Genomic DNA, 20094 nt, shown 5'->3' on the forward strand with positions numbered 1-20094 from the left:
GACGGTTCTGCCCCTGATCGCAGGGAAATCTCTTGCGCCGCGCCGGATCGGATCCTAGGTTCAACCTAACACGAAATCGGAGGGCGTGAAACATGGCGCCCAAGCGTCCCAAAGGTGCGGGCGCGTTCCCGAAAGCGGTCGAAAGCCCCGCGCCGAACCGGCCGGATCCGGACGCCCTCTATGCGGCGCTCGATCTTGGTACAAACAGTTGCCGCATGCTGATCGCCCAGCCCAAGGGCAGCGGGTTCCATGTGGTAGACAGCTTCTCGAAATCGGTCCAGCTCGGTGCCGGGCTGGAACGGACAGGTCGGCTGTCGCGCTCGTCGATGGCACGCACCATCCAGGCGCTGCGCATCTGTCAGCAGAAGATCAAGCGCAACAAGGTGCACCGGATGCGGCTGGTCGCGACCGAGGCCTGTCGCCGGGCCAAGAACGCGCGCGAGTTCATCCGCGATGTGAAGCGCGAGACCGGTCTGACACTGGAGATCATCCAGCCCGAGGAAGAGGCCCGGCTGGCGGTGATCTCCTGCGCGCCGCTGGTCTCGACCCGCTCGGAGCAGCTGTTGGTGGTGGATATCGGCGGTGGCTCGACCGAGCTGGTCTGGATCGACCTCACTTCGGTGCCGCGCCGTGACCGACCCTCGGCCATCATGCGGCTGCACGCGGGGTTTCACCCGCCCGAGAGCCCCTTTCCCGCCGCCAAGGTGGTGGACTGGATCAGCGTGCCGCTGGGGGTCGCGACCCTGCGCGACCAGTTCAACGATGTCGAAGATGATTCTGCGCGCTTTGCGCTGATGAGCTGGTTCTTCGAAGAGCAGCTGGCCGATTTCGTGCCCTATAGCAGCCAGCTGGGCCGTGACCGGTTCCAGATCGTCGGCACCAGTGGCACCGTCACCACGGTGGCGGCCAGCCATCTGGGGCTGAAGCGGTATGACCGGACCAAGGTCGACGGGCTGCGCATGACCAGCGAGCAGATCGACAAGGTAATCCGGGGCTATCTGGACCTGGGTCCGCAGGGACGCCGCCGCGACCCGCGCATCGGCGAAGACCGCCATGCGCTGATCATGTCGGGTTCGGCCATTCTTCAGGCGCTGCTCCGATGCTGGCCCACCAACCGGCTGTCGGTCGCCGACCGGGGCCTGCGCGAAGGCTTGCTCTACGCGCAGATGAGCGCCGACGGGGTACTGGAGGATGGACCGTTCTGAAGTAACGCGCATCTTTTCCAGTCCCGGACATCACCGGGCCGGGCTGGTTGCGTGCAACGGGTGCCAAGATGAAACCACAGATTCTGTCAACCCTGCCAGGGTATACGAAAGGTGCCTTCGCCGCAGACCTTGGTGCGGGTCTGACCGTTGCAATGGTTGCGGTCCCCCTCAGCCTGGCAATTGCAATCGCCTCTGGCGCATCGCCGTCCTCGGGTTTGGTGACGGCTTGTGTCGCCGGGTTCCTCATCTCGCTGCTTGGCGGCAGCCATGTTCAGATCGGTGGACCGACCGGCGCATTCATCGTGGTGGTCTATGGGGTTATCGCGGCACACGGATACGACGGCTTGGTCTTGGCCACGCTAATGGCGGGCGCAATTCTGGTGGTTGCGGGGTTCCTCAGGGCGGGAAACCTAATCGCATTGGTGCCAGAACCGGTCGTCACCGGCTTTACCATCGGTATCGCGGTGATCATTGCGACCAGCCAGATCGCTGATCTGTTGGGAATGACGACAGCAGACATGCCTGCGGCGTTTCTGCCAAAGCTTCATACCCTCTGGGAGGCCCGCGACACCGTTCAATGGAGCAGTTTCGCGATCGGCGTTCTCTCCATCCTCCTGATTGCTGTATTGCGTGCCCGTTTTCCTCGGTTTCCAGGTCTGATCCTTGCCATCGGGGCCGCTTCGATATTGGCCGTTCTGACTCACCTGCCCGTTGAAACCATCCAGTCCAGGTTCGGTGACCTCCCCCGTGGTCTGCCTGTATCGAAACTGCCCGAGCTCTCATACGCGCGCGTCGTCGAGTTGCTGCCATCGGCATTCGTCATCGCCTTCCTTGCGGGGGTGGAGTCGCTGCTGTCCGCCCTAGTTGCGGACCGGATGATCGGCGCGCGCCATCGTCCGAATGCCGAGATCCTGGCGCAAGGAGCAGCAAACCTTGGTTCAGCCTTGTTCGGCGGCCTTCCAGCGACCGGAGCCATCGCACGGACTGCGACCAACATCCGGGCCGGCGGGCGTACCCCTGTGGCCGGGCTGGTTCATGCGGTAACTGTCCTTTCGGTACTGGTCTTTGCCGGTGATCTTGTTGGTCAACTTGCTTTGCCCGCCTTGGCGGGTTTGCTGATCCTCACAGCATGGAACATGAGCGAGCCTCACAAATGGCGTGGCTACCTAAGCGGTTCCCGTTCTGATACGGTTCTCATGTTCCTCACCTTGCTGCTCACGGTGTTTGCCGATCTGACCGTGGCCATCGGCGTCGGTGTTTCCGTGGGCTTGGCCCTGCGGCTGCGTCGGCGCAAGGTGCCGCCCGCTGATTGGTCGCCTCCGGACAGGTAATAGGTGCCTTTCCCGCTTGCCTCAAACCGGGCAAGCCGCTATCTCGACTTGCCTATCCGACAGGAGCGCACCATGGCCAAGAATACATCCGGACGCGGACAGCGTGACCTTAAAGTCAAGGTAAAGACCGCGCGCGGGCGTAAACTCAGCTCGACGCGCTGGCTACAACGGCAGTTGAACGACCCCTATGTCAAGCGGGCGCAGGCCGAAGGCTATCGCGGGCGCGCGGCGTTCAAGATTCTCGAACTGGACGACAAGTTCCGCTTTCTGGTGCCGGGTGCGCGGGTGGTCGATCTGGGTTGCGCCCCCGGCGGCTGGTGTCAGGTGGCGGTCAAACGTGTCAACGCGCTGGGCGAGCGCAGCGACAAGCGCGTGGGCCGGGTGCTGGGCATCGACCTGCAAGAGGTCGAACCGATCGCGGGGGCCGAGATCCATCAGCTCGATTTCCTCGACGACGGTGCGGATGACCGGATCAAGGAGTGGCTGGGCGGCAAGGCGGATGTGGTGATGTCGGACATGGCGGCCTCGTCTTCGGGCCACAAGCAGACCGATCACCTGCGAATCATCGCGCTGTGCGAGGCGGCGGCCTATCTGGCCTTCGGCGTGCTCGAAGAGGGCGGAACCTTTGTGGCCAAGGTACTGGCCGGGGGGGCCGAGGGCGACCTGCAAAAACTGCTCAAGCAGAAATTCACCAAGGTCGCCAACGTGAAGCCGCCCGCCTCACGGTCGGACAGTTCCGAAAAGTTTGTGGTGGCCACCGGCTTTCGCGGCTAGGCGGGCGCCGTTTTCCGTCGCGGAAAACGGCCCGGAAAACACTTGTTTTCCGGCTCCGGTCTCAAGCATATCTGGACACCCAAGCCGTTGTGGCTGAAACGATGCCGTGGCACGCGACAGCAGGCATAGCGCATCGCCGGCGTTCAACGATTGCGCGAAAAGCCGCGCGCCCATCGCCTCGGCCCGGCCTTGCTGATCCAAGAACATGAACAGCCGGGCATGTCTGCCTCCGTCGCAAAGAACTGGCATCCGATTTCTCCGGCAGCAGGGGCCTTCTGGCCGATGAACTGTCAGCCTGCCACGAGGATCTGCCGATCCGATGGCACAATCGGGGCCGCTTCGAGGCAGTCGGCTCTCAGCCTACTCGCCCGCCAAGTCTATCAAGGCGCCGTTGAACTCGGCCCCCAGGATCAGGATCGCGGCATTCAGATACAGAAAGATCAGCGCCGCCATCGCCCCCGCCAGCCCGGCATAGGTCGCTGAATAGCTGGCGAAATTGGCGATATAGAGCGAGAAACCCCAGCCGCAACCGGCCCAGAGCACCAGCGTCAGCACCACCCCCGGAAGGATCCGCCTGAGCGGATGCCGCCGCGCGGGCAAGAGCGCATGGCAGGCCAGAACCGCGCCCGCCGGCATCGCAACCACGAAAATCCAGCTCAGCCGTTCGACCGACAGCCAGTCGGGCGCCTCTCCCGGCAGGGCTTCGGTGACCAGTCGCGTATAGATCGGCATCACCACCTCGACCGCGGCCACCGCCAGCACGATGGCGCCGCCGCCCACCACGATCCCGATGCACAGGAGCCGGGTCTTCCAGAAGGGCCGCGTTTCCGCGTCGTGATAGGCCCGCGACATCGCTTCGCGCACCGCATCCACCCCGTTCGAGGCAAAATAGACCGCCAGCACGCCACCCAGCGTCATGACGCGCGAATTCGCTCCCTCCAGCACCGCGTTCAGCTCGGCCACGATGGGGGTGGCAACCTGTTCGGGCCAGGTGCCAAAGATCAGCTGGATCAGGTCGTCTGTCACGAGATTCTGGCTGAGACTGCCCGCCAGCGCCACGGTGAAGAGGATGAAAGGAAACAGCGCCATCATCATCGACATCGCGACATGGCTGCTCATGACGAAACCGCTTTTGGCCTGAAAGCGGCTGAGCGCCAGCCAGACCGCGCGCAGCGGAAGGGAGAGCGAGGGAATTGCAGAACGCATCATAACGGTAACCTAGCGGTTTGCCGAGCGGGGTTCCAGCTAGGGCGCGTTCAGATAGATCTGGGTCGTTATCTCGCGATCACCCGAATACAGGTCCCACACGCGAACCTGCAATTCGTAATTGGCCAGCGGCCTTCGGAAATATTTGCTGCTGAACGAGGTCAACAGCTTTGCGTCTGCCCGGGCAACCAATCTTCTCTGTTCATCCGCCAGTTTCGGATCGTCCGCCTTAAGAACAATGGTTTCGTCCATGTTTTCGCCGAAAAATGCGATCGGATCATCAATCCGCTTTTGCTCCAAGTAGCGAAGGACAGCGTCAGTCACCTGTTGCGGGTCGGAATTGTGCCCCAGCTCTCTGATCGTTGCTCTGGCGAACTTGTCGAAATCAGATGTGAAGAGGAAGAGAAGTGAGGAGAGTACCATTAGGGCAATCGCGGAACCTGACAACAAATAGAACGCGGGTCTCATTCAGTTCAACTCCAACACTAACCAACTACGTACTCACTGCTGGCGGCAAAAAACCAAAAACAACCAACGGTTGTCAATGCTCTTTTACATATTCTCTGTGTCTCCAAAACGGCAACGATTGCAGCCGCGGCGCGCCCGGTGCAACATAGCCCGGATATGCAACAAACACCGTCCGATCCCGCGCCCTCTTCCGACCCGCAGCTGGCCCAGCTGCGCGACATTGCCATCGTGTTGGCGCTGGCCGTGCTGGCGCTTTATGCCGGGGCGGGGTTTCTGATCCCGCTGGCGCTGGCCTTTCTGGTCTATGTTCTTGTAACCGCGATCAGCGACCGGGTACATGCCGCCACCGGCGCGCCCGAATGGCTGACCACGCTGGCGGGGATCACGGTGGTGCTGGCGGGTCTCTTCGTCATGATCGCGGTGATCGGGGGGCAGGCCACGCAATTCGCCCGCGCCATCGCAAGTTACGAGAATGCCTTTGACGAGGCGGTGACCCGGGTTGCGGCACTCTTGGGCGAAGAGGTCACCGCGTTCGTGCGCGACAACCTGATCCGCATCGATCTGTCGGCCCTGACACGGACCGCGCTGGGCGGCGCTACCTCGCTGCTCAACACTTTCCTGCTGGTCTCGCTCTATGTGGCGTTCCTGCTGGCCGAGCGGCGGGTGCTTGGCATCAAGCTGCTGCTGGCCGCCCGTGACCCCCAACTGGGCCGGGACATGAGTCAGGTGATGGAGGCGATCTCGCACAATCTGCAAAGCTATCTGGGGGTCAAGACATTCGTCAGCCTGCTGACCGCCGGCATCAGCTATGCCGTGTTCACCCTGCTGGGGCTGGAGTTTGCCGAGACCTGGGCGGTGCTGACATTCGCGCTGAACTTCATTCCCTCGATCGGGTCTATCGTGGCGGTGATCTTTCCGGCGCTTGCCTCGCTGGTGCAGTTCGACACCATCACGCCCTTTCTGGTCATCGTTTTCTTTTGCGGCACGGTGCAATTCCTGATCGGCAATTTCCTCGACCCGGCGCTGTTGGGGCGGTCGCTGAACATGTCCACCTTCATGGTGATCCTGGCGCTGACCTTCTGGACGGCGGTCTGGGGGCTGATCGGTGCCTTTCTCAGCGTGCCACTCACGGTCTGCATGCTGATCGTGTTCCGCCATGTTCCCGCGCTGCGGCCGGTGGCGGTGCTGATGTCCAAGGACGGCCACCCCGACGCGCAAGGCCCAAACGCGTGACAGCCCCCCTGCACGAGGCCCTGTTCATCGGTTCCGAGATCTATCGTCGCTCGACCTATGGCGCGGTGCATCCGCTGGCGATCCCGCGCGTGTCCACCGTGATCGATCTATGCCGGGCGCTGGGCTGGTTCGCACCCGGCCAATACCGCACCAGCCCGCGCGCGCGTCCGGCCGCGCTCACCGCGTTTCACACACCCGACTATATCGCCGCGCTGCAACGGGCCGAGGCCGAACAGGCGGTGAGCGAGGAGACCCGCACCCGCCACGGTTTGGGCACCCTGCCCAACCCGGTCTTTGCCGAGATGTTCCGACGCCCGGCCACGGCAGCGGGCGGCTCGCTCTTGGGGGCCGAACTGGTGGCGCAGGGCCATCGCGTGTTCAACCCCGGCGGCGGCACGCATCACGGCTTTGCCGACCGCGCGGGCGGCTTCTGCTATCTCAACGACCCGGTGCTGGCGATCCTGGCGCTGCAACGGCTGGGCTGCACCCGCGTCGCCTATGTCGATATCGACGCGCATCATTGCGACGGGGTCGCCTCGGCCTTTCAGGGGTCGCAGACGGTGCGCATGATCTCGGTGCACGAGGCGCGGCGCTGGCCCTTTACCGGCGCGCTCGAGGAGGACGCGGGCGGCGCGGCGCTGAACCTGCCGGTGGGGCGCAATCTCAATGACAGCGAGTTCGCGCTGATCCTAGATCACTTGATCCTGCCTGCGGTCTCCGGTTTCCGCCCCGACGCGGTTGTGTTGCAGTGCGGCGCCGATGCGGTGGCCGAGGACCCGCTGTCGCGGCTGACGCTGTCCAACTGCGCGCACCGGGACACGGTGCGGGCGCTGGCGGCGCTCTGCCCACGCCTGCTGGTGCTGGGCGGCGGCGGCTACAACCCGTGGAGCGTGGCACGTGCCTGGACCGGGGTCTGGGCCACGCTCAGCGGCGCCGAGATCCCCGACCGCCTGCCGCCTGAGGCGGAGGCGGTGCTGCGCGACCTCACGTGGCAGCGGCAGCGCCACACGCCCCGCCCCGAGACCTGGTTCACCACGCTGGCCGACACGCCGCGCCCCGGCCCGATCCGGTCTGAGCTGCGCGCGGACCTGTCCCGGCTGGAACAGAGGATGCGGGCCGAGGTCTGAACCGGCATCCGGGGCTATGCCATCGCGCGTGCGCCTGCTAAGGCTTTGACATGTGGACCGCTCTTCTGTCGCTGATCGTCTTCTGCCTCTACGGGGCGTCGATCGTCTGCGCGGTGCAAGCGGCGCGCACCGCGCGCACGCCGCAGGGCGCGGTCGGCTGGGTGGTGTTCCTGCTCACCCTGCCCTGGGCCTCGGTGCCGCTCTACCTGTTCCTTGGCCATCACCGGTTTCGCGGCTACCGCATCGCGCGGCGCGAGAGTGAGCGGGTGGTGGCCGGGCTGCGCGCCCATGCCGATGCCACCGCCCCCGATCCCGACCGGGTTCTGGTCAACACCCGCCCTTTTGAAAAGATCGCCCATATGGCGGTGAGCCGGGGCAATGGCGCCCGGCTGCTGGTCGATGGCGAGGCCACATTTGCCGCGCTCTTTGCCGCCATCGATGCCGCGCGCCACTATGTGCTGATCCAGTTCTATATCGTGCGCGACGACGATCTGGGGCTGGAACTGCGCGACCGGCTGATCGCGGCGGCCCGGCGTGGCGTCAAGGTGCGGTTCCTCACCGACGCGATCGGCAGCTACCGTTTGTCCGACAGCTATGTCGAGGATCTGCGCGCCGCCGGGATCGACATCGCCGACCCGCGCAAGCAGCGCGGTCCCAATACCCGGTTTCAGGTAAACTATCGCAACCATCGCAAGACGGTCGTGGTGGATGGGCATACCGGCTATATCGGCGGCCACAATGTGGGCGTCGAATATCTGGGCCAGGACCCGGCGATGGGCCGTTGGCGTGATACTCATGTGGAAATCACCGGTCCATCTGTCCTGCAACTCCAGTTGGTCTTTGCCGAGGACTGGCACTGGGCGCGGGGCGAGGACCTGCTGGATCATCTCCTTTGGGATACCCGGCTTGCCCAGCAGGATGCAAATGCCCTGATCGTCGCCACCGGCCCCGGTGACCGGACCGAGAGCGGCGCCATGATGTTCTTTGCCGCGATCACCGCGGCACAGCGCCGGTTCTGGATCGCTTCGCCCTATTTCGTGCCCGATCTCGACATTCTGGCGGCGCTGAAACATGCCGCCCTGCGCGGGGTCGATGTGCGCCTTCTGGTACCCGACGAGGCCGACCACACCATCCCCTGGCTGGCGGCATTCGCCTATTTCGACGAGGTGCGCGAGGCCGGGGTGCGCGTGATGCGCTATACCGACGGATTCCTGCATCAAAAGGTGTTCGTGGTCGATGACACCATCGCCGCCGTGGGCACAACCAACCTGGACAACCGGTCCTTCCGCCTGAATTTCGAGGCGATGGCGCTGTTCTTTGACGCTACCGTGGCCGCGCAGGTGGCGGCCATGCTGGAGCATGATTTTGCCAGCAGCACCGAGCTGACGCGCAGCCTGGAGGCGCAGTCGGCGTTCATCCGCTATGGCGCGCCGCTGGCACGGCTGTTTGCCCCGATCCTCTAGCGCGGCAACCGCCCTTCAAAGACACGGGTCATCAGCGCCACCAGATAGGCGGTCGACAAACCAAAGGTCAGCAGCCCCGCCACCGCCGCAAAGGCCGCAAAGATGCGCAGCCCCGGGCCCAGCACGATGTCGCCATAGCCCAGCGTGGTATAGGTAACGAGCGAGAAATAGAGCGCCTCGTTCCAGTCGGCCAGAACATCGCTCCAGATCCAGACCCCGGCCCAGAGCCAGACCTGCAAGGTATGGGCCAACACGATAAAGACCAGCGAGACCGACATCACCGCCGCCGTCCGCATCGCCTGCGACAGATGCCGCAGCCGCGCCGCAAGCCGCACGAGCAGCAAGGTACACCAGACCAGCAGCAGAACCTCGACCACGAAACACAGACCCAGATACAGGCTGCCCCACATGATCTGTTGCAAGAGTGTCATCGGATCCCCGCCTTTGCGCCTGTTCGCTCCGGGCGCAGGATGACGGTGCTGGCCAGTGGGTGCAACCCCGCCGCCCCCTCAGGCCGCGGCGTCACGCTCAGCGCGTCTGCGCCATGCAGTCGTCATAGGTCCGGGTGTAGATCTTCTTGCGCCGCTTTTCCTCGAATCGCTCCGACGCAGCCGACCCGGCATAGGCCGGCGCCCCCTGCGTCGCGGGCCCCGAGGAGCGCGCCACCCCCACGCCCACCGACCCTCCAAGGCGCAGCGTCGTGCGCCCCTGCGACCATTCGGTGTGACGGATACCCGCCTGTTTCAGCGACCTCTCATGGCAAAGGGCGGCGCGGTCCTGTGCCAAGGCGGGCGCGGCGGCGAGGACAACAAGCAAAAGGGTAGTTCTGAACATGAAACGGCTCCTGACCCTCTGCACATGGGGCCGCGTGCGACCGATTGCAATCGCGACCCGTGTCCTGCGGCGAAAGGTGGCCATCGCGGCTTGGGGCTGGACAGCGGCGGTGGACGGACCATTCTCTGACCCATAACTGCCCGGAGGCCGCGCGCCCATGCTTCTGACTGTCGATACCGTGACCAAGACCTATCCGGGGGGGCGCCCGGTGCTGCGCGGCGCCTCGATCACGCTGGATCGGGGGCAGAGCCTGGCGCTGACCGGCGAAAGTGGCAGCGGCAAGAGCACGCTCTTGAACCTGACCGGCGCGCTGGACGGGTTCGACAGCGGCGAGATCATTCTGGACGGGGTGGCGTTGTCGCGGCTTGACGATGCGGGCCGGGCGGCGCTGCGGCGCGACCACGTGGCGCTGGTGTTCCAGCAGTTCAACCTGATCCCGGCCCTGACCGTGGCACAGAACCTCTCGTTCCAGGCGCGGCTGGCCGGTCGGCTGGATGCCGATTGGCTGAAAGAGATCACCGCGCGGCTGGGGCTGGGCGATCTGACCGAACGCTATCCCGAGCAGCTGTCGGGCGGGCAGCAACAGCGGGTCGCCATCGGTCGGGCCATGGCGGGGCGCCCGAAACTGTTGCTGGCGGACGAGCCGACCGGCAACCTCGACGAGACCGCCGCCGGCACCGTGCTGGACCTGATGCTGGACCTGGTGCGCGACAGCGGCACGGCGCTGCTGCTGGTCACCCATTCGCAGGCCATCGCCGCCCGGCTGGACCGGCGCGCGCATCTGACCGGCGGGCGGGTGGCGGCGTGATCGGCGCCGCGCTGCTGGCACTGGGGTCGCATTGGCGGCGCCATCCGGTGCAACTGGTGACGCTGCTTCTGGGCGTGGCGCTGGCCACCGGTCTGTGGTCGGCGGTGCAGGCCATCAACGGTGAGGCGCGCGCCTCTTACGCACAGGCCGCCAACCAGATCGGCGCTGGCGGACTGGACCGCCTGCGCCGCGCGGATGGGGCGACACTGACGCTTGATGACTATCTTGCGCTGCGACGGACAGGCTGGCAGGTGGCGGCGGTTCTCGAAGGCGAGATGCGGCTGGGACTGCGTGCGGTGGCGGTAACCGGCATCGACCTTTTAGCCTATCCCGACCTGCCCGCCATCGCCGAAAGCGCCGCCGCCGCCGAAATCGCCCCGGTCGAGGCGCTGACCGCGCCCGGACGCCTGTTTGCCGCGCCAGGGCTGGCGCTGACCTTGCAGGGCGAACCCGGCCTGCCACCCGTGGTCGCGACCACCGCCTTGCCCCCCGATACGGTGCTGACCGATATCGGCACCGCGGAAGCGCTGTTGAAACGCCCCGGCCAGATCTCGCATCTGCTGGTCCTGCCCGAGCAGCCACTGATCCGCCCCCCTCTGGCCGAGATCGCGCCCGACCTGATCCGCCAGCCCGCATCCGGCGCGCAGGACATCGCGCGGCTGACGGACAGTTTCCACCTCAACCTCACCGCCTTTGGGCTGCTCTCCTTCGTGGTGGGCCTGTTCATCGTGCATGGTGCGGTCGGGCTGGCGTTTGAACAGCGGCGCGGCCTTATCCGCACGCTGCGCGCGCTGGGCCTGCCGCTACGGCTGTTGACCCGGCTGCTGCTGGCCGAGCTGTGCCTGCTGGCGCTGCTGGGCGGCGCGGCGGGGCTGGTGCTGGGCTATCTGGTGGCTGCCGCCCTGCTGCCGGACGTGGCCGCCACCCTGCGCGGTCTCTACGGGGCGCCGGTCTCGGGCGCACTGGAACTCAGGCCCGTCTGGCTGCTGTCGGGCCTTGGCATGGCGGTGGCGGGCACCCTGCTGGCCAGCGCGCAGGCGCTGTGGCGACTGGCGCGCATGCCGATCCTGGCCGCTCCCGGGCAGCGCGCCTGGGGCAGCGGGCGCCCGCGCGCCCGGACCCAGCTGCTGCTGGCGCTGGCGCTGTTGCTGGGTGGGCTGGCGGGCTTTGCGCTGAGCGGCGGGCTGATCGGCGGTTTTGTCCTGTTGGGCGCGGTGCTGATGGCCGCCGCGCTGGCGCTGCCGCCGACCCTCTCGGTTCTGCTGACGATCGGCGCTGCCCGGGCGCGTGGCCCGGTTGCAGAATGGCTGTGGTCCGACATGCGGGCACAGCTGCCCGGCCTGTCACTTGCGCTGATGGCGCTGCTGCTCGCACTGGCCGCCAATATCGGCGTAGGAACCATGGTGGCGAGCTTTCGCCTCACCTTCGACGGCTGGCTTGACCAGCGACTGACCTCGACCCTTTATGTCACCGCCCGCGACGATGCGCAGGGCGCCGCGCTGGCGGACTGGCTGGAGCCGCGCGCCGATGCGGTGCTGCCGATCCGGTCAGTCGAGATCGACCGCGCAGGCACGCCGCTGTTCGTCTATGGCATCGTCGATCACCCGAGCTATCGCACCCACTGGCCGCTGATCGCGCGCAGCGCGCAGGACTGGGACCGGGTGATGCGCGGAGAGGCGGCGCTGATCAACGAACAGATGGCGCGGCGCGAAGGGCTATGGCCCGGCGACAGGGTCGAGCTTGCCCCCGGCTGGAGCCTGCCTGTCGCCGCCGTCTATTCCGATTACGGCAACCCGACCGGTCAGGCCATCGTGGCGCTGGAGCAGTTGCTGGACCGCTACCCTGGCACGCCGAATACAAGGTTCGGTGTACATCTGGCGCCTGAGCGGGCGGAGGCATTGGCCGATGAGATCGACGCCACATTCGACCTGCCCGCCGGCTCGGTGATCCGTCAGGAGACGCTCAAGGCCCGCTCACGCGCGATCTTTGAGAATACATTCCTGGTGACCGGCGCGCTCAACATCCTGACATTGGGGGTGGCGGGGTTTGCCATCCTCACCAGCCTGCTGACGCTGTGGACACAACGACTGCCGCAGCTGGCACCGGTCTGGGCTCTGGGGCTGACCCGTGCGCGACTGGCACGGCTGGAACTGGCGCGCGCGGTGGCGCTGGCGGCGATGACGGCAGTGCTGGCCTTACCGCTGGGGCTGGTATTGGCCTGGCTGCTGCTGGCAGTCATCAACGTGGCGGCATTTGGCTGGCGGCTGCCGATGTACCTGTTCCCGCTCGACTGGCTGCGGCTGATCGGGCTGGCGCTGGCCACCGGTGCGCTGGCCGCCGCCCTGCCCGCGCTCCGCCTGTACCGCCTGCCGCCCGCCCACCTGCTGAGGGTCTTTGCCAATGAACGCTAGGCTTCTTGTCTTTCTGCTGCTCTGCCCCTGGGCGGCGCTGGCGCAGGGCTTTGCCGGGCTGGGAACCGAGGCCGAGGGCTTTGCGGTGCCAGAGCGCGGGCACAGTCCGGTCTTTCCCGCCGATCACGGGTCACATCCCGATTTCCGCATCGAATGGTGGTATCTGACCGCGACGTTGACCGGGGCGGACGGGCGCGAGTATGGCTTGCAATGGACCCTGTTCCGCTCGGCCCTGAAACCGGGCGAGGCACCGGGATGGCACAGCCCGCAACTGTGGATGGGACATGCCGCCGTGACCACGCCCGACAGCCACCTCTTTGCCGAGCGGCTGTCGCGGGGCGGCATTGGACAGGCAGGCGCCCAGGCCACCCCCTTTCACGCCTGGATCGACGAATGGGAGATGGCGGGCGACATGAGGGGCGACATGGTGCTGCGCGCCGGGGGAAGCGATTTCGCCTATCACCTGACCATGCGCGCCAGGGGGCCGCTGGTCCTGCATGGCGAGGGCGGTTATTCGGTCAAATCCGCGGCCGGTCAGGCCAGCTATTACTATTCACAACCGTTTCTGGAGGTTTCGGGCAGCCTGACCCTGCCCGACGGAGAGATGCCTGTGACCGGACAGGCCTGGATCGACCGGGAATGGTCCTCGCAACCGCTGGCCGAGGATCAGAGCGGCTGGGACTGGTTCTCGCTGGTGCTGGACGACGGCAGCCGCGTCATGGCCTTTCGCTTGCGCGGCGACACGGATTTCACATCCGGAACATGGATTGGAGCCGATGGGCACGCGACCGCCCTGCCCGATGGCAGTATCCGCGCCGAGCCATTGGCCACTGCGCCCAGCGGAGCAGGCCCCGAGGTGCCGGTACGCTGGCGGCTGGCGATCCCGGCGCGGGGGCTGGACGTGACGGTCGAGGCGCTGAACCCGAAGGCCTGGATGGGCACGTCTTTTGCCTATTGGGAAGGGCCGGTGCGCGTCAGCGGCAGCCATGCCGGACGTGGTTATCTGGAAATGACCGGCTACGGGGCCGAGTAAGGCTGGGTCGCGCTCGAACTTGCAGGACGGGCACGACCTTCTGCTTTCTGGCCTATACCCCTTCGGCGTTGCGGGCGCGGGCAAGCTCCTTGTAGACCTTGTTGCGCACCCGGTTCACAGCACCCAGCGGGCGGTGTTCGGGCAGCGTGTTCCACGGGTTGAAGGCCATCCTGTCCCCCGCCGCGACCCGAGCCGCGCGCGCCACCGCATCGCCCGCGTCAAGCGCCGGGATCTCGATCCGCGCCAGTTTCACCCAACCCGCCCCATTCTCGGTCCAGTTCACGTTGGGATCCTCGATCGGATGCGCGGCCACGTCCTCTTGCGGCTGGATATAAAAGTCAAAGGCCGCTGCCTTGCCCGACAATCCGTCGAGCAATTGCTCGGTCAGCCCATCCGCGCCCTCGACCCCGTCGCGCAGCTCTCCGGGTGCGGGCGCGGGATCGGGCACCACGCGATGCTTGACCGCGATATCGCCATGCAGAAACGGTGTCGTGCTCCAATAAATCGCCCGCAGGGGCGAGGTCGGATGCTGATCGCCGAATTTCTGGGCCACCGCATAGATATCGTGGCTGAAATACTTCTTGAGGAATTTCAGGTAGATACCGTTCACTATTGCGGCAAGCGCCTCGTCTCCGTTGCGTTTGAAATTCAGAACCTCGGAAACCAGATCGTTGAAGGCGGAATACTCGTTCAGATCGCCCTCGAAAAAGGTTTCGTTGTCGACCAGCACGAAATCGAGCGTGCCCTTGGCATCCGCCGCGCCCTCGACCCGCGCGCCCGGCACGCCGAAAAGCTTGATCGCCATGCCATGGGCATCGCCACCCTTGGGATCGTCGCGCCGTTCGGTACCGTTGGAAAACCGGATCAGCGCCGCATACTCACCGGGTTGCGCAAACAGCCCCACGCGATGGGCTTGCGGCACGTCCGGGCCGACGATGAAGCGGGCCGGAATGGCGCCATGCCCCTTGGGATGCTGGGCCCGCCATTTGAAGCCGTTCTCCTCGACCTCCATCATCTTGAGATTCGCCTGAATGATGTCGGCGATGATCTCGTCCTCATTGGCCAAGATCGGCGCCTCGCCCAGATCGGCGCGAATATCCGTCATGTCAAATTACCCTTCAAAGAAACTGCCGGCGAAATAGCGCCGGCAGCCAAGGCTACCACGGATGGTTGAGAAATCCAGATGCGGCAGGCGGGGTCAGCCCGCGCGCACCACATAGACCGAGACCGGTGCATGGCGCACCACGCGGGCGGCGTTGGGACCCAGCAGGTAATCGGCCAGATCGGGCTTGTGCGCCCCCACCACGATCAGATCGCTGCCCGCGCTTTCAGCGGTTTTCAGGATCTCCTTGTACGCGGTGCCGGTGGCCACGACATGGCGGATATCGGCATTGCGCTCGGCCCCCAATGTCTGAGTACACAGCTGCACCAGCGCGTCATGAGCGGCCTTGACCGCCTTGTCGTGATGGCCCGCCTCGAAGAAACCCGAAACCCAGGTCTCGCCGAAATCGGGCAGTACGGTCACCACGTCCAGCCGCGCCCCGTCCAGATCGGCCAGGCGCGCGGCCTGTTTCAGGATCGGGGCGTCGCTGTCGGGATTGCTGATATCGACGGCACAAAGAACAGAGCTGCTCATGCGGGGACTCCCTGTCTGGCGGCGCGGCCGCGTTGGAGAAAGGCGACAAGACCAAGCAGCAGCAGCGCCGGGATGAACACCAGCTCCTTGGGCGGCTGATTGGCCGGGGCCTTGACGGTGACGACACGTACCGCCTCGTCACCGTAAAAGTCGAAATCCTGCATCGATTCAGCGATCGGCGTGCCAAAGAGCGGCTCTTCGAGCTTGATCAGCCCGTCCTCCTCGAACGGGAGAAAGCCCATCGCCTCGACCCGGGCGGCGCCGTCGGCCTCGTCGCCCACGGTCAGCTCCAGGCTCAGGTCCTTCATCTCGCCACTGTCGAAATCGGGCCCCGAGACGATGACCCGCAGCACGTCGCCCGGCGCGGCATCGCCCACCGCCTGTTCCAGGCGGGCGGGTTCGAACAGCTCGAACGGCGGTGCGATCCGGTTCATCACATAATCGGGCCGGAACAGGACAAAGGCCACCAGGATCAGCGCAACGCTTTCATAGATGCGGTTGCGGGTCAGGAAAAAGCCCATGGTACCGGCAGTAAAGACCAGCACCGCGATGGTTGCGGATATGGCCACCAAGATGCCGCCCACCCAGCCCACGTCGATCAGCAGCATGTCGGTGTTGAAGATGAACACAAACGGCAGCGCCACGGTACGCAGGGAATAGAAGAAAGCGGTGAAACCGGTCTTGATCGCATCGCCCCCCGACACCGCGGCGGCGGCGAAACTGGCCAGCCCCACCGGTGGCGTCACATCCGCCATGATGCCGAAATAGAAGACGAAGAGATGCACCGCGATCAGCGGCACGATCAGCCCCGATTGTGCGCCCAGTTGAACCACCACGCCGGCCATCAGCGAACTGACCACGATATAGTTGGCTGTGGTCGGCAGGCCCATGCCCAGAACGAGGCTCAGCAGACCCACCATCACCAGCATCAGCACCAGGTTGCCGCCCGACAGGAACTCGACCAGATCGGCCATCACCTGCCCCACCCCGGTCAGGGTGACGGTGCCCACGATCACGCCCGCCGTGCCGGTCGCCAGCGCGATGCCGATCATGTTGCGGGCGCCGTCGATCAGCCCCTGCCACAGATCGGCGACCCCGGACATGAAGCTGGTCGCCATCTCGGATTCACCCCGGAACAGCGATTTCAGCGGCTTTTGCGTCAGCAGGATCACGAACAGCAGCGCGGTCGCCCAAAAGGCGGACAGGCCGGGCGATTTCTGCTCGATCATCAGGAAATAGACCAGCACCACGATGGGCAGCAGGTAATGCAGCCCCGCCTTGTAGATCTGGGCGATATCGGGCAGTTCGACCACCTCGGCATTGGGGTCGTCGGGTTCCAGATCGGGCACCTGCGCGGCGAACCACACCAGCACGATGTAGATTGCGGTGACGATCAGCCCCATGATCAGCCCGGCGGAACTGGGCGCCCATGCGGCAATCGCCTGCGCCGGGAACTGGGTCGCATAACACAGCCCGGCAAAGATCACGAAGAAGCTGAGCATGCCCGCCACGGTGCGGATCAGATGCACCTCGCGGTCGCCCAACGTCGGCATGTTCCGCTTCACCGCCTCGAGATGCACGATATAGATCAGCGCGATATAGCTGATCGCGGCAGGCAGGAAGGCATGGGTGATCACCTCGACATAGGAGATACCCACATATTCCACCATCAGAAAGGCAGCGGCCCCCATCACCGGCGGCATGATCTGGCCGTTGACCGAACTGGCCACCTCGACCGAGCCGGCCTGTTCGCTGGTAAAGCCCACCCGCTTCATCAGCGGGATGGTAAAGGTGCCTGTGGTAACCACGTTGGCGATGGACGAGCCCGAGATCAGGCCGGTCGCGGCCGAGCCGACAACAGCGGCCTTGGCCGGGCCGCCGCGCAGGTGCCCCAGCGCGCCGAACGCCATCTTGATGAAGTAGTTGCCCGCGCCCGCCTTGTCTAAAAGCGCGCCGAACAGCACGAAGAGAAACACGAATTTGGTCGAGACCCCCAGCGCGATGCCGAACACGCCCTCGGAGGTGATCCACATATGGCTCATCGCCTTTTTCAGGCTGGCGCCCTTCCAGCGGATCACCTCGGGCACCCATTCCGAGGCGCCCCAGAACACATAGGCCAGGAATATGGTGGCAATGATTGCCATGGCCGGCCCCAGCGCGCGGCGCGCGGCCTCGAACAGCAGGATCAGACCGACCAGCGCGACCCATTTGTCGGTATCGTCGGCCAGACCGCCCGAATTCACCAGCTTGTCATAAAAGATATAGCCATAGAGCGCGATGCCAGCGCCCAGCACCGCCATCACCCAGTCCTGGGCGGGAATGCGGTCGCGCGGGCTGGATTTCAGCGCCGGATAGGCGGCAAAGGCCAGAAACAGGGCAAAGGCGAGATGCACCTGACGCGAGTTGTTCACGATGCTGCCGGGCAGGATCATGTTCGACATCGGCGAGGCCAGGATCAACTGAAACACGGACCAAATCACCGCGACGATGGCCAGGAACAGCCCGATGCTGCCAGCCGGATCGCGCGCACCCGCATCGGACGAGGCGACAAGGTCCTGAAGCTCTTCTTCGGATAGCGGCCGCTTGCCCTGAATCTCAGAGGTCATGAAAATCTCTCCCTGTCACGCCGTGCTGCTTTGGCTGGTGGCGTCATTTATCCATTGCCCGGCCCCCGCCGGGAGTGAGCGGGGCGCGCCATCGCGCCCCGCCCGAAATCATCGCGTCGCGGATCAGTTGATCCAGCCGCGCTCGCGGTAATACTTCTCGGCGCCCGCATGCAGCGGCGCCGACAGACCGTCCTTGATCATTTCCTCTTCCTTGAGGTTGGCAAAGGCCGGGTGCAGCTTCTTGAAGTCTTCGAAATTGTCGAACACCGCCTGCACCAGCGCATAAACCGCGTCCTCGGACACATCGGCCGAGGTCACCAGCGTGGCGCCCACACCAAAGGTGGTGGTGTCACCGTCATTGCCGCGATACATGCCGCCGGGAATGGTGGCCTTGCGATAGAAGCTGTTGTCGGCAATCAGCTTGTCGATGGCGTCACCATCAACGCTCACCAGCACGGAGTCACAGGCGGTGGTGGCCTCCTGGATCGAGCCCGACGGGTGGCCGACGGTATAGATCATCGCGTCGAGCTGGTTGTCGCAGAGCGCCGCCGACTGTTCCGCCGCCTTCAGCTCGCTGGCCAGGGCAAAATCGCCGGTGGTCCAGCCTTTAGCCTCGAGCACCACGTCCATGGTGCCGCGCTGACCCGAACCGGGGTTGCCGATATTCACCCGCTTGCCCTTGAGATCGTCAAAGCTCTTGATGCCGGCATCGGCGCGGGCAACCACGGTAAAGGGCTCGGGATGGATCGAGAAGACCGCGCGCAGGCCTTCGAACTTGCCCGCCTCTTCGAATTTCGAGGTGCCGTTATAGGCATGGTACTGCCAGTCCGACTGCGCCACACCGAATTCCAGCTCGCCCTCGCGGATGGTGTTGATGTTATAGACCGAACCGCCGGTGGATTCGACCGAACAGCGCACGCCATGTTCCTTGCGCCCCTTGTTCACCAGACGGCAGATGGCACCGCCGGTCGGGTAATAGACGCCGGTCACACCGCCGGTACCGATGGTGATGAACTCTTCGGCCATCGCCGCGGGCGCCATGAAGGCCGCCGTGACCAATGCGCCAAGACCAAGCTTGCTGTTCCGATTCATGCTGTAACTCCCGTTAGTTATTATACGCGGGCAGAAACGCCCGAGAGATAGATTCGGGACTGCCTCCGCCGGCCATCGCCCATACGAAGCGCAGGGGCGGGCTGCAACCCGTCAGGGCGCGCGGGGCGCGGGACCCGATGGATCAAGGGTTCCACCCGGGCTTTGGACTTGTCAACCCGCAGGGGTGAACCGGTTGGCGAAATCGCCAGATGTGAACCGATATCGCAGATTTTCCCCCCGCGCTTGCCCGCCCGTTACCGCAGACTGCGCCAAAGCAGCAGGTCGCCATCCGACATCTCGCGAAAGACCTGCCAACCGGCGCGGCGATAGAACCGCTCGGCCCGCGTCCCTGCCCCGGTCGTAAGCCACGCCTTGCTCCAGCCTGCGCGCCGCAGATCGGCGCAGGCCCGCGCCAGGAGCGTGCGGCCACAGCCGCCCCCTTCGCGGCCCGGGGCCACGAACAGCGCCCAGATACTCCCATTGCGTGGATCGCAGGCGGAAAAACCGACCACCTGCCCGCCGGTTTCACATATCCAGAGGGTCGAGTTCCGGTGAAAGTCCAGATAGTCCGAACGCGGGACGCGCGCCGGATTCGAAAGCCGGTTTTCACTCACTGCGCCCCGGATCGTCATCAGGGCGTCGATATCGCTGATACAAGCCGGTCTGATCCGCATGGTCCGATCCCGTTGTGCCCGCCGCAACCAACAGCGGACGCGCGCGCCTGTCCATCCTTTGCGCGGCGGCGTTGGCCCCACTCACGCGGCCGCGGTTCTCCGATTTGGCCTTGCGTGGTCTGGCCGTTGCGTTTAAACGGCGAGCGCAACGCCGGAGCGTCAGGATGTGCGCCTTTCCTTCGGCCGCATTGCC

At 65.1% G+C, this 20094-nt stretch carries 18 protein-coding genes; 9 read left to right on the forward strand and 9 right to left on the reverse strand.

Translation table 11 applies throughout. The features are described 5' to 3' along the window. The first annotated feature begins 92 nt into the window (after positions 1-92). From MB818_RS02500 to MB818_RS02510, 3 genes are all read left to right on the forward strand, one after another. Entirely contained in the window at positions 93-1205 is a 1113-nt protein-coding gene (locus tag MB818_RS02500) for a Ppx/GppA phosphatase family protein (protein WP_234136766.1), read from the forward strand. Positions 1206-1273: 68 nt separating this feature from the next. Continuing rightward, positions 1274-2536: a SulP family inorganic anion transporter gene (locus MB818_RS02505; protein WP_238903788.1), complete on the forward strand. Its 1263-nt coding sequence runs from the start codon at positions 1274-1276 to the stop codon at positions 2534-2536. A 72-nt stretch (positions 2537-2608) separates the two neighbouring features. Then, positions 2609-3310, forward strand: coding sequence for an RlmE family RNA methyltransferase (locus MB818_RS02510; RefSeq protein WP_238903790.1), 702 nt, complete (start codon positions 2609-2611; stop codon positions 3308-3310). A gap of 360 nt (positions 3311-3670) precedes the next feature. Here MB818_RS02510 and MB818_RS02515 read toward each other — a convergent pair whose 3' ends face one another. Further along, positions 3671-4519, reverse strand: coding sequence for a YihY/virulence factor BrkB family protein (locus tag MB818_RS02515; RefSeq protein WP_234136769.1), 849 nt, complete (start codon positions 4517-4519; stop codon positions 3671-3673). A 36-nt stretch (positions 4520-4555) separates the two neighbouring features. Beyond that, positions 4556-4984, reverse strand: a complete 429-nt coding sequence (locus MB818_RS02520) for a hypothetical protein (RefSeq protein WP_234136770.1) — start codon at positions 4982-4984, stop codon at positions 4556-4558. Positions 4985-5140: 156 nt separating this feature from the next. Between MB818_RS02520 and MB818_RS02525 the strand changes: the two genes are divergently transcribed. From MB818_RS02525 to cls, 3 genes are read left to right on the forward strand one after another with little or no spacing between them, the layout of a single operon-like run. Beyond that, positions 5141-6217 carry an AI-2E family transporter gene (locus MB818_RS02525; protein WP_234136771.1) on the forward strand — a complete coding sequence of 359 codons (1077 nt, stop codon included), beginning with the start codon at positions 5141-5143 and terminating at the stop codon, positions 6215-6217. Further along, a complete protein-coding gene (locus MB818_RS02530) occupies positions 6214-7344 on the forward strand; it encodes an acetoin utilization protein AcuC (RefSeq protein WP_238903792.1) in 1131 nt (376 codons plus the stop codon). The genes MB818_RS02525 and MB818_RS02530 overlap by 4 nt, the downstream gene beginning before the upstream one ends. Before the next feature lie 50 nt (positions 7345-7394). After that, entirely contained in the window at positions 7395-8807 is a 1413-nt protein-coding gene (gene cls / locus MB818_RS02535) for a cardiolipin synthase (protein ID WP_238903794.1), read from the forward strand. On the opposite strand, the gene MB818_RS02540 is transcribed toward cls, so the two are convergent. Together MB818_RS02540 and MB818_RS02545 are read right to left on the reverse strand one after the other, a co-directional pair. Beyond that, positions 8804-9238, reverse strand: coding sequence for a potassium channel family protein (locus tag MB818_RS02540; protein ID WP_234136774.1), 435 nt, complete (start codon positions 9236-9238; stop codon positions 8804-8806). The genes cls and MB818_RS02540 overlap by 4 nt on opposite strands. Before the next feature lie 97 nt (positions 9239-9335). After that, the gene (locus MB818_RS02545; protein WP_238903795.1) at positions 9336-9641 is read right to left on the reverse strand and encodes a hypothetical protein; all 306 of its coding nucleotides are present in this window, start codon (positions 9639-9641) and stop codon (positions 9336-9338) included. Positions 9642-9798: 157 nt separating this feature from the next. Here MB818_RS02545 and MB818_RS02550 point away from each other — a divergent pair, with 157 nt between their 5' ends. The 3 genes from MB818_RS02550 to MB818_RS02560 are packed head-to-tail and all read left to right on the forward strand — an operon-like array spanning position 9799 to position 13893. Next, positions 9799-10449, forward strand: a complete 651-nt coding sequence (locus tag MB818_RS02550) for an ABC transporter ATP-binding protein (protein ID WP_238903797.1) — start codon at positions 9799-9801, stop codon at positions 10447-10449. Next, complete coding sequence (locus tag MB818_RS02555) at positions 10446-12860, forward strand: FtsX-like permease family protein (RefSeq protein WP_238903799.1); 2415 nt, start codon at positions 10446-10448, stop codon at positions 12858-12860. Before MB818_RS02550 ends, MB818_RS02555 begins: the two co-directional genes overlap by 4 nt. Next, positions 12850-13893, forward strand: a complete 1044-nt coding sequence (locus MB818_RS02560) for a lipocalin-like domain-containing protein (protein WP_238903801.1) — start codon at positions 12850-12852, stop codon at positions 13891-13893. The genes MB818_RS02555 and MB818_RS02560 overlap by 11 nt, the downstream gene beginning before the upstream one ends. Before the next feature lie 52 nt (positions 13894-13945). Here MB818_RS02560 and MB818_RS02565 read toward each other — a convergent pair whose 3' ends face one another. The 5 genes from MB818_RS02565 to MB818_RS02585 form a co-directional block, all read right to left on the reverse strand. Next, positions 13946-14998: a catalase family protein gene (locus MB818_RS02565; RefSeq protein ID WP_234166551.1), complete on the reverse strand. Its 1053-nt coding sequence runs from the start codon at positions 14996-14998 to the stop codon at positions 13946-13948. A 93-nt stretch (positions 14999-15091) separates the two neighbouring features. Beyond that, entirely contained in the window at positions 15092-15529 is a 438-nt protein-coding gene (locus MB818_RS02570; protein WP_234136780.1) for a universal stress protein, read from the reverse strand. Next, a complete protein-coding gene (locus MB818_RS02575; RefSeq protein WP_238903803.1) occupies positions 15526-18135 on the reverse strand; it encodes a TRAP transporter permease in 2610 nt (869 codons plus the stop codon). The genes MB818_RS02570 and MB818_RS02575 overlap by 4 nt, the downstream gene beginning before the upstream one ends. A 123-nt stretch (positions 18136-18258) precedes the next feature. Continuing rightward, positions 18259-19227, reverse strand: a complete 969-nt coding sequence (locus MB818_RS02580; protein WP_234136782.1) for a TAXI family TRAP transporter solute-binding subunit — start codon at positions 19225-19227, stop codon at positions 18259-18261. Positions 19228-19481: 254 nt separating this feature from the next. Further along, the gene (locus MB818_RS02585; protein ID WP_234162581.1) at positions 19482-19901 is read right to left on the reverse strand and encodes a GNAT family N-acetyltransferase; all 420 of its coding nucleotides are present in this window, start codon (positions 19899-19901) and stop codon (positions 19482-19484) included. Positions 19902-20094: the final 193 nt, after the last annotated feature.

This window comes from Ruegeria alba (assembly GCF_022321465.1).
Classification (GTDB): domain Bacteria; phylum Pseudomonadota; class Alphaproteobacteria; order Rhodobacterales; family Rhodobacteraceae; genus Ruegeria_B; species Ruegeria_B alba.